Below are 13015 nucleotides of genomic sequence, written 5' to 3'. Positions count from 1 at the left end.
GCCTCTCCCTATTCCTTCTCAGGAACATAGACATTCAATTCATTATGGAGGACACTCGCTTCAAAAGGCAGAGGCATCCCTTCATCCCCGTCTATATTCACTACGAGATCAAGAGAGGTGGATACTTCCATATCGGAAGCGGTGAAATATTCCACCTGCTCATTACTCTTCAATTCCCCTCTGAACAAATCGGGGATGAGCTTCGCCACTTTAGGAAGAGAGAACTCTTTCATGATGAAGACGTGGAACGCTCCGTCGTTCACCTCTGCGTGTTCAGCGAAAGACTCGATCCCTCCCACGGAATTCGTCAGAGCTACGAGTACCAGATACGCTTTTCCTTCCCATTGTTTTCCGTCGAAATCGATCGATAAATCAAAAGGGGTTTCATCCTTCATCGCACGCGCAACTTCAATCATATATGCGAGTGGACCTAACCTGGACTTCTGCTCCGGAGTCACCTTATACGTCGCTTCCGCAATGGCTCCGACAGCCAATACGTTCATAAAATAGCGTTCCCCGACGATCTTTCCGATGTCCACAGGCTTCGTATGCCCTTGTTCGAGCACTTTGATCGCTCTCTGTTCATTCATAGGTATCTCGAGAGCCCGGGCGAAATCATTGACGGTCCCGAGTGGCACAAACCCGAAAGCCGGCTTGTAGTCTTTCTCCGCAAGACCGTTCACGCTTTCGTTGATCGTCCCGTCGCCTCCCATCGAAACGAGCGTATCGTAACGATGCTCCGAGGCCTCCTCCGCAAATCTGGTCGCGTCCCCTTCGCCTTCGGTGTACTTGACGAACACCTCATCATGCTGTTTTTCGAGTGCGACTACCGCTTCCTCTTCGAATTGAAGCCCTTTTTCCTGTCCGGAAGAAGGGTTGATGATCAACATCGCTCTTCTCATGACCGATCCCTCTCTTTCTTTCCGAATTGCATATGTTCATAGCGTCCACGAGTGATTTGATATATGCCATATAAAACGAGTCCTAACGCGACGATCCCTAACAGCCAACGGCCATGCGGCTGGCTTGCGATTTCCGAAAGGGCTCCGTCCAACCCCTTCGCCTGGTTCGGATCGTGAGTGATCGCTGTCCGGATAAAGAAGAAACCGATGAGTCCGAGGACGATGCCTCTCGCCGTCAGCCCGGCAGCACCTGCATTTCTCGCGATTTTCTTTTCATGGTCATCCATATGTGTAAGCAGAAACTTCTTCATGAAGCGCCGCGTCAGACCGTTGACGAGTTCGTATACCCCGTAACCGATGATCACTGCGCCAACACCACCGAGAATCCATGGACCGAATGGTTGTTCCAATAGTCTTGCGGACATCGTCTGATTGGAGTTTCCGCCTCCACCTCCGGCTACGGCACTCACAGCTATTCTGATGGCCTGGGTCGCCAAAGTGGTATAAATAATAGCGGTAATAAGATAGCCGGACCTTTTCACAAGACCTTTAGGGTTTTTCCCTTCCCCCTTCGGATCGTAAAATGCTTTGATGAGCGCCCATCCTATATACATGAACAGACCGATACCCGTGAGCCAGACGAGGATATTTCCAAGGGGCACGAGCGCAAGGGAACGGAACATACCTGAAGTACCGGTAGCCTTCCCTCCGACCCCTAAGGCGGCCATAAGGGAGAGAATCCCCACCACCATATATACGAATCCCTTCGCCATATAGCCGGTCCTTGCGAATCTCCGCACCCACGGCTTTATTTCTTCTCTTACTTTGTCATCAGTGTGTATGGACATTCCCATCACCGGCTCCCCCATTTTTTCTGTATGTGCTACGAGCAAATTTCCCTGTTTTCACCTGAGGGAAACTCATATATATACCATAAGCAAAAGCGGAATCGTCACGATACTGAACAGCGTAGTTACAAGCGTAATGCCGGAGACGAGTTCCGGGCGTGAATCGAACTGCACGGCGTAGATAGTCGTTGTGGCCGCTGACGGCATCGCAGCCTGCACGACCAGCACACTCGCCATCAGATTACTCATAGGTAAGAGAAGCACAAGCATAAACGCGATCAACGGTGAAGCGACGAGCCGGACAGTGGCGGCGTAAGAAATCTTGGTCCATTCCAATGACTTCACACTGATTTCAGCCAGCTGCATACCAAGTACGACCATGATTGTAGGTACCGTGGCAGCAGCAACAAGTTCTATCGTACCCATCACGTTCCCTCCGATTGACATCCCGGTAAACTTCATAATCATAGCGATCAGAACGGCATAGGTCGGCGGCATTTTCAGCACAGATAAAAAAGCCATTTTCAGTCCGGCCGTGCCTTTAGCCGCATAGTAAACACCGAAGAAGTTCATGATGATCGCCTGCATCACCATCAGGGAAATCGCATAGATGAATCCCTGCTCCCCGAAAGCGAACAGGATGATCGGCGATCCGTAGTTCCCTGAATTCATGAAAGCCGTCGACAGGATCAGCGCGCTTTCCGTGGAAGCTCCGTACCCTTTCATCCAGGCGTAAATTTTATTCATGATCAGAATGATGAATAATAATAGTAGAGAAAATACCAGCATCATTATGTAATCTCGGTTCAATTCAGCATTATAGAACGTTTCGAACACGAGACAGGGGAGCATGATATACATCCCCACCGTCGACACGGAGCGGATATCCAGACGAGCTCTTTTCTGTATCACGAACCCTGCTAAAAAAACAGCAAGGACCGGTAACACTACTTCGACAAAAATTCCCATGTAACCCTTTCCTTTCTTTCAGTGAACGTCTTCTTCTTCCCACTTCCCAATATACCATAATTTTACCGTTTCAAAGGTCCTAGTAAGGGGTACTGACAGTTATTAAATAAAAGACAGAAAGGGCATCCTTTATGATCAACCTCAAAGAACTACTCCAATCCTATTACATAGATTCATCCGGCCCCTTATCGCTGCCGATCCGTCAGTTCAGCCTCCATTCTGCGGTACCCAACGAGAATGGTGTATTTTTCTGCAGATCCGGCAGACGCGACGGGCTGGATTTCGTAGAAGAAGCGATAGATAACGGGGCGATTTGCATCATCGCCACTGACCCGGCATTACTCGATAAGCAGAAAGACTTCCCTGACACTACATTCCTCGTCGTCTCTGAATTGCCTTCAGTAATTACGATATTACTCCATACAGTCTATCAAAATGTTTATGATGATATGGAATTCTACGGGGTGACGGGTACGAACGGAAAAACGACCGTCACTTATATGGTCTCCACACTTTTGAACCGGTTCGGTTTCAAAACAGGTTCGGTGGGCACAGAAGGGGTTATGACCCACGACATGCAGCATCTCGATTATCACAAAACCACTCCTACGACCCCGGAGGCACCGGAGCTCGCCCGTATCATCCGTCGTTTTCACGAAGAATCCTATCAATCGATGGTATTCGAGGCTACCTCTATCGCTCTGGATCAGAAACGTACAGACTTCTTTCCCGTGGATACCGGAATCTTCACGAACTTCAGTAGAGACCATATCGATTACCACGGTTCCATCGAGCACTATCTGGAGTCCAAAATGAAGCTTGCGAACGCGGCCGATACGTTGATTTACTCTCTCGATGAACCTGCATTCGAAGAATTGCACAATAAAGGAAAGCCGGTGATCACCTTCAGCCTGAAAAACCCGGAAGCAGACTTCTATGGTGAACAGATCACTTATAACGATAACGGGAGCCATTTCCTGTTGTATGCTAAGGGAAGAAAGTATGAAGTCTACACCCCCTTCATCGGCGAACACAACGTTTACAATATTTTGAGCGCCTTCGCCTTGCTTCACCATAAAGGGGTTCCCGTGCAGGCCATTGCAGAAGAAACTGCGAAACTTCCGCCCCTCAGGAACAGGTTTCAACTCGTCACGATGTGCGACAGACGCTTCATCCTCGATTTCGCCCATACACCAATAGCTTTAGAACAATCGCTTGATGTCGCCAGAAATCTGGCGGACGGGAAGCTCATCGCCATGGTGAACGGAATCGGGCTCCGAGGGCTTGATAAAGCTCAACGAATGAGTGAAAAAATCGGTCCGGCCATCGATGAGATCGTATTAGGAGCAGAGCAAGTCGGGTACACCGAGCCGCTCGACGTTCTGCAGGCTATGCAGGAAGCCCTCCCTTCACATGTATCACCGCACCAAGTGACGACGGCCGAAAGTCGGAAAGAAGCGATAGCGGCGTGTATCGAGCGCTCTTCGCCCGGAGACACCATTCTTCTGACCGGTATCAATGAACCACAGCATTATAAAGGGACGCTTATTCCTCATGACGACCTGGAAGAAATCAGCAATTATTTTCATTCTTTATGTCCCAAATTGAAAAAGACGATATAACCTTGCGCCGGTTAACGGTGCAAGGTTTTTTCATGACATTTTCTATTAACGTCGACGGAAGAAATGAAGCGGAGACTCCCCGCAGAGCAACGAAGATACTAAATGTCAGGCTCTATTAATGGTGAGTGTTGATATTTGTTCATGTTGAGAAGAGACAGGCGGCGACTCCGACGGGAACTCGGGTAGCTGAAGACCCCGCAGGGAAACGAGGAGGCTGAAGCATTGCCCGTGGAAAGCGTCCGCCTGGAGCGTTAAAAATTAACCACAGGCTTTAACAGAGCCAAATGTTAAAAAAGGAGACCGATTTCAATAAAGCTCGGTGAAAAAATCTGATTTTTCTCCCACTGCAGGTTGATTTTTTGAACCTGGTATATTAAGATAGCTTACACAATAAAACCAACTAAACTCATAAGCATTATGAATATTAAAGGAGAGAAGCGCATGAGCAGTAATACTACGTCGCCACTCGTTTATTTACATAACGTAAATAAATCTTTTCCTGCCACTAAGGAAGAAACACCTGTACTCAAAAATATTTCCATGCAGGTCAACAAAGGGGAATTCATTTCTATCCTCGGTCAGAGCGGATGTGGGAAGAGTACAATCCTTAACCTCATCGGCGGGTTTGAAACCCCCAGCACCGGAGAAGTGAAGATCAAAGGAGAGAAAGTGGAGAAACCGGGAAGACACTGCGTCATGCTTTTTCAGGAATATGGGCTGTTCCCCTGGAGATCGGTATTGAAAAATGTGGAACTCGGTCTGGAACCACTGGATCTGCAGCCGGAAGAACGCCGCAACAGAAGCCTTGAATACCTGAAACTCGTCGGACTCGAACACAATACCCACCAATTCCCGAGTGAACTTTCCGGTGGAATGAAACAGCGTGTAGCGATCGCAAGAGCCCTGGCGATGAAACCGGAACTGATTCTCATGGACGAGCCTTTCGCAGCTCTCGATACATTCAACCGCTACTATTTGCAAAATGAGCTCTTGCGCCTGCAGGAGAAAGAAGGAACGACGATTGTTCTCGTCACCCACGACATTGACGAAGCCATCTATTTATCTGACCGGCTTTTCGTAATGAAACCATCTCCCGGGATGATCAGCAAAGAAATGACGATTCAGACTTCAAAACCGAGAGACCGCAGTCATAGCGATTTCCAACACTACCGGAAAAAGATTTTCGAAGAATTCCAATTCAACCAGCCGATTCATCAACCGGAATTCAACATCTGAAGGGAGAAATATTTCATGAACAAATCAAGCGGAGCGACGATACTGATTATCCTTTCATTATTGATTACTTCCGCCTGTGGGTCCCATAGTCAGGCTGGGCATAAATCGAAGCTGAAAATAGGTTACCTCCCTATCACTCACGCCGCCCCTCTGTATTTCGAAGAGGAACTCGACGGAACGTATGTAGGCGGAACGGAGATTGAACTGGTGAAATTCGGGTCCTGGATCGAATTGATGGACGCGCTGAATACAGGAAGAATCGACGGGGCTTCCGCGCTGGTGGAGCTTGCGATGAAAGCGAAAGAAAAAGGAATCGACCTGAAAGCGGTGGCGCTCGGCCATAAAGACGGAAACGCAGCTGTCGTTTCTCCGGAGATCGATGACGTCCAGGACCTCAAAGGGACATCTGTCGCTATACCTCACACACTTTCTTCTCACAATATTTTGATGAAAGAAATGCTTGAAAAAGGCGATATGACTTACGATGACGTAAACATGATAGAAATGCCTCCCCCCGAAATGCCTTCCGCTCTAGCTACAGGACAGATATCCAGCTACATTGTCGCGGAACCTTTCGGAGCGATCGGCGTATCCATGAACCACGGAAAAGTCCTCTATCAATCAGAGGAATTGTGGCCGAATTCTCTGTGCTGTGCTCTTGTCCTTCGTGAAGAACTGATTGAGAACCATCCTTCCCTGGCCCAGGAATTCGTGGCAGGGTATGCGGAATCCGGGGCAGCTGCCGGCCACAGCGATGAAGAATCACGACACATTCACAAAGAATACCTGAATGTCACGGATGAAGCTTTACAGCTGTCCCTCGGTTGGATATCGTACGACGAATTGAAAATCAGAAAAGAGGACTATGAAATGCTGACGGAAAGTCTTCTGGAGATGGATTTATCCGAAGACCCGCCCACGTATGAAGAATTCGTCGATCCTACCCTGCTCGAGGAGGCTACGTCATGAATTCGCGCATTCTTTATAAAACCATCAACATTCTGGCCGCTATAGCAATTGTGCTCGTCGTCTGGCAACTCGTCATCTGGATCGGCGATTACCCGGAAGCGCTCCTCCCTTCCCCTTTGAATGTCGGCGCAGGCATCATCGAACTCGTTCAAACCGGCGTCATTTTCGAACACATCCAGATCAGCCTGTTCCGCTTCTTTACGGGATATCTTCTGGCCGTCATTTCCGCCGTGATACTCGGGTTGATTCTCGGCCGTACCGGGCGGGTCTGGGCCATTATAGATCCGATCGTGCAGGTGCTTCGGCCGGTCGCGCCAATCGCCTGGACGCCGTTCATCGTTTTATGGTTCGGAATCGGAAGCATGCCGGCGATCGTCATCATCTTCATAGCTGCGTTCTTTCCGGTCCTGCTCACCACCGTATCAGCGGTGAAACGGGTCGATGACACTTACCTGAAAGTAGCGAAGAACCTGGAAATCAAACAGCCTCAGCTTATGTATAAAGTTATCCTGCCTGCAGCCTTTCCTACGATTGTGAATGGTCTTCATATCGCAATAGGTACAGGATGGATTTTCCTTGTCGCTGGAGAAATGGTCGGGGCCCAGTCCGGTCTCGGCTATCTGATCATCGATTCCAGAAACGCGCTCGACCTCGATCTTGTGCTAGCAGGCATTGTATTCATCGGCATACTCGGATTACTCCTGGACAAAGCAGTCCACCTCTTTGAGGCGTGGGTAGGGAGACAATGGGGAAAAGCATGAACGGGGGAATCACCGGAAGCGAACGTAGGGAGGTTCCAGAGGATTACGCCATGCCCTCGGCAAGCGTCCGCCTGAATTTTTATTTTCAGGGTAGCCATAACAAAAAGGAGCCGGGTCTCCGACTCCTTCTTGACTATATGTCAGGAAGTGAGTTCTTCCCGCTCCTCTACCGGAAGTACAACCAGATCTTCTTCTTCCACACTCGTTTCACAGTGGGAGCAATAAAAAGTCTGTTCCACTTCATGGTTGCACGCATCGTGCACCAATTTCTTATAGCATTTCTTCAGGTTGTTCCTGCCCCAAATCAGCAGGGAGTGAAAAACCGGCTCCAGTTCACGGCCGCTTTGAGTCAGAGAATAGCTATATCTCGGAGGATGCTCTGAATAGAGTTCCACATAAACAAGCTCACTCGTCTCCAAATACTTCAACCGGTCCGAGAGAAGATTCGAGGAAATCCCCTTCAATCCTTTTTTGATTTCATTGAACGTAGAAGCGCCGGTTAGTATTTCATGAAGAATGAGCAACGTCCAGCGATCTCCGACGATATTCAGGGTCTGAGCGATATTGCAGGGCAATTTATAGTTTTCCTTCATTGATACACACCCTTCCTTCATAAGTAAATGCTAGAAATATTGTAACATAACCCCAATCATAAGGTTGTTTTTTTGAACTTAGTATAATAAGATAACCTCAAAGCTAAAACCAATTAAATTTATAGGCATTATAAACATAGGAGGTATTTTCATGAGTCTATTTTTAGTAGAAACCCCTCTCGAAGGTATATCAACCGAACAAGGTTTGGAAGCTAAGACGAATCAATTGCAGGAAGCTGTTCAAAAACAAGAAGGGAACCTGATTGAAGTGCAGGTCTCCAAAGACTTTTCCCGGGCCTTTCTCATTTTCGAAAGTGACGACGAAGAAGTCCTCACGGGAACATTGCAACAAAACGGAATCGAACCGGAACTCGTCAAACATGTCCGTCTCGTCGGTAAAGATCTCGAAGAAGTGAAACGACAGGCCAGCAACGTCAACTATCTTGTCCAGTGGAACCTGCCGGAAGATTTATCGATGGAGGACTATCTTGCGAGAAAGAAGAAAAACTCCGTCCACTACGCTGATGTTCCGGAAGTATCATTCGAACGCACATATGTCTGTGAAGACATGTCCAAATGCCTTTGTTTCTATGACGCCCCAGACGAAGACGCCGTTCAGCGGGCGCGGGAAGCCGTCAAAACACCGGTGGACTCCATCACGGAAATTTCCAAAGAAAAATAACGGAAGAAGAAAGGGGAGAATCGAAGGTATGGGGTACGAAGCAGCAGTCTATCAGGAAGAAACGTGGCAGACTCTCATCCAGGAAGAGCTGAAGCCGATCGTTTCCAAAATCGACATCGATCATCACTATCCCGAAAGCTTTTTAAAAAAATTAGGAGAATACGGATGGTTCCAGTCGACTTCGTTATCCTCTGCCGAAGTTTCTCTCCGGGAATTCCGACTCACCGAGGATGTCTCTGCCGTATGTATGACAACCGGCTTCACGCTTTGGTGTCATCTTGCAGCTATGACGTACCTGAGACACACGTCTAACGAATACCTTCAGAGCGAGGTACTCCCTTCGTTAGAAGATGGGACGGTCCTGGCCGGTACGGGACTTTCCAATCCGATGAAATTTTACGGAGATATGGAACGACTGTTGTTGAAAGCCGAGCGTACAGACGGAGGCTACAGTCTTTCCGGCACCCTTCCTTCTGTCTCCAACCTTGGAAGAGGTCACTGGTTCGGAGCTGTGGCCGAAACGTACGACGGCAGAAGGATCATGGTTTTCACCCCCTGTGACACAGAAGGCCTCGAATTGAAAGAAAAAGTGGATTACCTGGGCATCAACGGAAGCGCGACGTATCGTTGCAAATTCCGACAAGCATTCATTCCGGATAGATGGGTGATTTCAGAAGATGCCGATTCATTCGTGGAGGAGGTCCGCCCTTATTTTCTGATGTACCAACTCCCTCTTGGACTCGGGGTGACCAGATCCTCGATCGATTCGATGAAAAGAATCAGCAGGAAACAGGGCGGGTGCAATCAATACCTCCCCGTTCAACCCGAGGAAATCGAGACGGAGTGGGAGAAACTGAGAGGACGTGTGATTCAGACCATCACAGAAGGATTCACGTGGGAAAGCGCGGTCGATCAGCGGTTAGATGTAACATACCTTACGTTGAAAGCTGCCAATGCAGGTATGCTTCATAATGGCGGAGCCGGCTACCTTAACGTGAGCGCTCCTGCGAGGAGACTACGTGAAACCTATTTTCTCGTGAATCTCACCCCCTCCGTCAAACATCTGGAGAAAATGAAAAGAGTTTGGGACAAAACGAATAACAGCAATCAATAACCGAACATTCGAGACGATGCCCATCCTTTTATGAAGAACAACACAGAGACTCCTGCGGGAACAGCACGTGCTGAAGATCCCCATGATCAAGCGATTTTCTTGATTATGGTGCGGCTTGAAGCCGTGCCCGCGGAAAGCGATGGGTTGTTCTATTTATCCTTTTATAAACAGCGTACAAAACAAAAACCGAACACTATCGTTCGGTTTTTGTTTTGTACTATTTAGTTTTGTCCCAAGCTCTTTATTATGATTATCATATTATAGCATGGAAATAATAAAGCTGATAACTACAATCAAGCCGATGATCATCAATATAGTACGTAACATTCCTTCTCACTCCTTATCATATCGTGGATAATTTACCTTTCCTTATATCCCTTCTCTTGAAACATTTTCACGCTAAATTGCTCCCTTTTCCTTATGATCCAGCGTCTCTATATTTCGAAAAGTGAAGAGGTCTGCTACCATAGAAGGAGGAGGAGATACATATGGAAGATCATATTTGGCTACGCCCTCTTGAAAAAGAGGACATCCCGTTCATGCACAAACTTTACAACAAGAAAGAAATCATGGACTATTGGTTCATGGAAGCCCATTTTCCGAAAGAGCGGATCACCAGCGGATTTGAACAGATGAAAGATTCAGGCAGGCACCGTCGTTTCGTCATCTCCAAGGATGAAAAAAGTATCGGACTGACTGGCCTGTACGATATTGAACCGGTTCATCGCAACACGGAATTCGGCATCATGATCGATCCTGTCCACCAGGGGAACGGACATGCGGTAGAAGTGACGGAGATGATGGTCGATTACGCATTCCGTACGCTTAATCTCCATAAAGTCCACCTCGTCGTAGCAAAAGAAAATGAAAAGGCCGTCCACATTTATGAAAAAATCGGATTCCAGATTGAAGGCGATATGAAAGAACATTACTTCATCAACGGAAAATATCATGATGCTTACATGATGGCCATTTTTCAAGAGTCTTATAATAACTGATTAAAGTTAACCCTGATTTTCAAAGATCCTGGGACAAAAACGGCTTTTACGTATAAAAACCCGAACAATGTTGTTCGGATTTTTATATAACTTCGTTTATGGAATGATTCATAAGAAAAACACGGAGACTCCTATGGGAACAGCACGATCTGAAGATCCAATGGACAAGCGAATAGATTGATCCATTCAGCTGAAGCCGTGCCCATGGAAAGCGACCGCGGCCCCTGCAACCTTTTCAATTCCAGCCCTTTTATACAAGGCCTTCGGTTTTCCATTTATAATATTTATAAAGCGCCTGGGTCCCGTCATTCTCCCCGCCGTTTTCCTTCAGCCCTTCGAAAAGTTCCTTAGCCAGCCGGAGCCCTGGGGTGAATAGTTCCAGTCTGTCCGCAGAAGCGATAGCGATATCCATATCCTTGATGAAATGTTTTACGTAGAACCCTGGTGCAAAATCTTCCGCAATCATTTTCTTCCCGAGCTTCGAGAGGGAAAAGCTTCCCGCCGCTCCGTGTTCGATGCTTTCCATGACGATCGCCGGGTCGAGTCCCGCCTTCTCCGCATATGTAATCGCTTCAACTACCCCCATCATCGTAGAGGCGATAGCAATCTGATTACTCATTTTCGTATGCTGTCCTGCTCCGGCAGGGCCCTGGAGCACAACATTCTCCCCCATCGCTTCGAGAATAGGACGCACATGATGGAAAGATGCCTCCTCCCCGCCAACCATAATCGCAAGCTTCCCGGCCTCAGCAAATACATCACTACCCGACACAGGAGCGTCCCACGCGACCTGACCGTTACTTTTTGCTTTACTGGCGATCTCCGCTGCCAATTCCGGTGAGGAGGTAGTCATATCAATGAAAAATGTACCTTTAGAAGCATTTTCGATAATCCCTTCCGCTCCGAAATACACCTCTTCCACGTCGCTGGGAAAACCGACGATAGTTATGACAGCCTCCGAGACTCTAGCCACCTCTGCTACACTCCCTTTCCAAATCGCACCTTCATCAAGCAAGGGTTCCGCTTTCTCTTTCGTCCTTGTAAAGACGGATACTTCATACCCCTGTTTCATGAGATTCCTGATCATATGCTGCCCCATAACTCCCGTTCCGACAAAACCGATCTTTTTCAATTGATTTTTCCCCTTCCTTATGTGAACTTACAGAATATTGTAATCGTTTTCCACTTCTGCCTCAATGGTTCCGTCCCACTATAATTTTCGGATATTTTTTGTATTGCTTCAGATGAACCTATATAATATAAAGAGATCAAAAAGGAAGTAGAAGGAGAACATCAATGAGAATATTAAACGTGCTGGTCACCGGAATTGGCGGGCCGACAGCCCAGGGAATTTTGAAAGGACTCACCTCGCTTGAAGACGTCTTCATCGTCGGGGCGGACCGACGCGCACAGACGACAGGCAACCATTTCTGTGATAAGACTTACCGCATCCCTTCCCACCGTAATCCGGCAGCCTATAAAGAAAAAATCCAAGAAATTGTACATAAAGAAAAGATCGACGCAATTTTCCCTTCCCTTCATGAAGAAATAGACATCTACAAAGAATTCAGAGAAGACCTCCCCGCTTATGTCGCTCTTCCTGCAAGTGAAAATTATTCCATTCTTCAGGATAAAGAACAGGTTTACAAACATCTGGAAAAAGAAGGGTGCACTACTTACATTCCGAAATATTTCGGTTTCCAATCAAATGAAGAGCTTCTCTCTATCAGGGAAAAGCACTTCCCAGAAGGGGCTCCGATCGTCGTCAAACAAGTGAATGGACACGGCTCACTCGGATTTGCCATCCTTATGGACAGACCTCAATATCTCGAAGCGATGAAACAGGGTAAAAATAAAGTAATCCAATTCCGCGATTATATGGACCTCCACTATAGTGACAGACGGATTGCCATGGATCATCTCGAAGGAGACGAGTACAGTGTCGATGTATTCATACATGAGGGTAAGGTCATCGTTGCAGTACCGAGACTCAGACACGGGGTCTCCAATGGTATTGTGCTCGATGGGTTAGTCGTGAAGCATGAAGAGCTGATCGAAGTAGCTACCATAATCAGTGAGAAGCTCGCACGTAGTGGCTTTATGAACCTCCAATTCATGCATGACGGAAATGGCTATAAACTGACCGATATCAACCCCCGTTTTTGTGGCAGTCAGGTAATGAGCCTCGGTGCGAGCGTCAATTTCCCTTCTCTGTTCCTTCACTACAATGTCAAAAAAGAATACGTAGAAGTGAACCCCTTATGGAATACGAGAATGATGCGGTACCGGGAGACCGTCTTTTTTCATGACGAAGAATAAGC

General features: G+C 47.5%; 13 protein-coding genes. 8 read left to right on the top strand and 5 right to left on the bottom strand.

What is annotated here, in order from left to right; all coding sequences use genetic code 11:
* Positions 1 to 8: 8 nt before the first annotated feature.
* From BW944_RS03395 to BW944_RS03385, 3 genes are all read right to left on the bottom strand, one after another.
* Complete coding sequence (locus BW944_RS03395; protein ID WP_076556951.1) at positions 9 to 902, bottom strand: diacylglycerol/lipid kinase family protein; 894 nt, start codon at positions 900 to 902, stop codon at positions 9 to 11.
* The gene (locus BW944_RS03390) at positions 899 to 1756 is read right to left on the bottom strand and encodes a DUF1206 domain-containing protein (RefSeq protein WP_076557399.1); all 858 of its coding nucleotides are present in this window, start codon (positions 1754 to 1756) and stop codon (positions 899 to 901) included. The genes BW944_RS03395 and BW944_RS03390 overlap by 4 nt, the downstream gene beginning before the upstream one ends.
* A 66-nt stretch (positions 1757 to 1822) precedes the next feature.
* Positions 1823 to 2719 (bottom strand): AEC family transporter, encoded by an 897-nt coding sequence (locus tag BW944_RS03385; RefSeq protein ID WP_076556950.1) that lies wholly within the window; start codon positions 2717 to 2719, stop codon positions 1823 to 1825.
* Positions 2720 to 2850: 131 nt separating this feature from the next.
* On the opposite strand from BW944_RS03385, the gene BW944_RS03380 reads away from it, so the two are divergent.
* The 4 genes from BW944_RS03380 to BW944_RS03365 all read left to right on the top strand — a co-directional run bounded on the left by BW944_RS03380 (position 2851) and on the right by BW944_RS03365 (position 7307).
* A complete protein-coding gene (locus tag BW944_RS03380) occupies positions 2851 to 4341 on the top strand; it encodes a Mur ligase family protein (protein ID WP_076556949.1) in 1491 nt (496 codons plus the stop codon).
* Positions 4342 to 4782: 441 nt separating this feature from the next.
* Positions 4783 to 5577 carry an ABC transporter ATP-binding protein gene (locus BW944_RS03375; RefSeq protein ID WP_076556948.1) on the top strand — a complete coding sequence of 265 codons (795 nt, stop codon included), beginning with the start codon at positions 4783 to 4785 and terminating at the stop codon, positions 5575 to 5577.
* A 15-nt stretch (positions 5578 to 5592) separates the two neighbouring features.
* A complete protein-coding gene (locus BW944_RS03370) occupies positions 5593 to 6546 on the top strand; it encodes an ABC transporter substrate-binding protein (protein WP_076556947.1) in 954 nt (317 codons plus the stop codon).
* A complete protein-coding gene (locus BW944_RS03365; RefSeq protein ID WP_076556946.1) occupies positions 6543 to 7307 on the top strand; it encodes an ABC transporter permease in 765 nt (254 codons plus the stop codon). The genes BW944_RS03370 and BW944_RS03365 overlap by 4 nt, the downstream gene beginning before the upstream one ends.
* Before the next feature lie 140 nt (positions 7308 to 7447).
* Here BW944_RS03365 and BW944_RS03360 read toward each other — a convergent pair whose 3' ends face one another.
* Entirely contained in the window at positions 7448 to 7900 is a 453-nt protein-coding gene (locus BW944_RS03360) for a winged helix-turn-helix transcriptional regulator (protein WP_076556945.1), read from the bottom strand.
* Positions 7901 to 8051: 151 nt separating this feature from the next.
* Between BW944_RS03360 and BW944_RS03355 the strand changes: the two genes are divergently transcribed.
* From BW944_RS03355 to BW944_RS03345, 3 genes are all read left to right on the top strand, one after another.
* Positions 8052 to 8582: a nickel-binding protein gene (locus BW944_RS03355; protein ID WP_076556944.1), complete on the top strand. Its 531-nt coding sequence runs from the start codon at positions 8052 to 8054 to the stop codon at positions 8580 to 8582.
* Between the two features lie 28 nt (positions 8583 to 8610).
* On the top strand, positions 8611 to 9696 hold the full coding sequence (locus BW944_RS03350; protein WP_076556943.1) for an acyl-CoA dehydrogenase family protein: 1086 nt from the start codon (positions 8611 to 8613) through the stop codon (positions 9694 to 9696).
* A gap of 488 nt (positions 9697 to 10184) precedes the next feature.
* Positions 10185 to 10694 carry a GNAT family N-acetyltransferase gene (locus BW944_RS03345; protein WP_076556942.1) on the top strand — a complete coding sequence of 170 codons (510 nt, stop codon included), beginning with the start codon at positions 10185 to 10187 and terminating at the stop codon, positions 10692 to 10694.
* A 250-nt stretch (positions 10695 to 10944) separates the two neighbouring features.
* Here BW944_RS03345 and BW944_RS03340 read toward each other — a convergent pair whose 3' ends face one another.
* On the bottom strand, positions 10945 to 11826 hold the full coding sequence (locus BW944_RS03340; RefSeq protein WP_076556941.1) for an NAD(P)-dependent oxidoreductase: 882 nt from the start codon (positions 11824 to 11826) through the stop codon (positions 10945 to 10947).
* A 164-nt stretch (positions 11827 to 11990) separates the two neighbouring features.
* Between BW944_RS03340 and BW944_RS03335 the strand changes: the two genes are divergently transcribed.
* Positions 11991 to 13013 carry an ATP-grasp domain-containing protein gene (locus BW944_RS03335; protein WP_076556940.1) on the top strand — a complete coding sequence of 341 codons (1023 nt, stop codon included), beginning with the start codon at positions 11991 to 11993 and terminating at the stop codon, positions 13011 to 13013.
* Positions 13014 to 13015 lie beyond the last annotated feature (2 nt).

The sequence above is a fragment of the Salimicrobium flavidum genome (assembly GCF_900156645.1).
GTDB classification, from domain to species: domain Bacteria; phylum Bacillota; class Bacilli; order Bacillales; family Halobacillaceae; genus Salimicrobium; species Salimicrobium flavidum.
The sequence above is the reverse complement of the archived record's forward strand: the minus strand, read 5'-3'. Positions and strand labels throughout refer to the sequence as shown.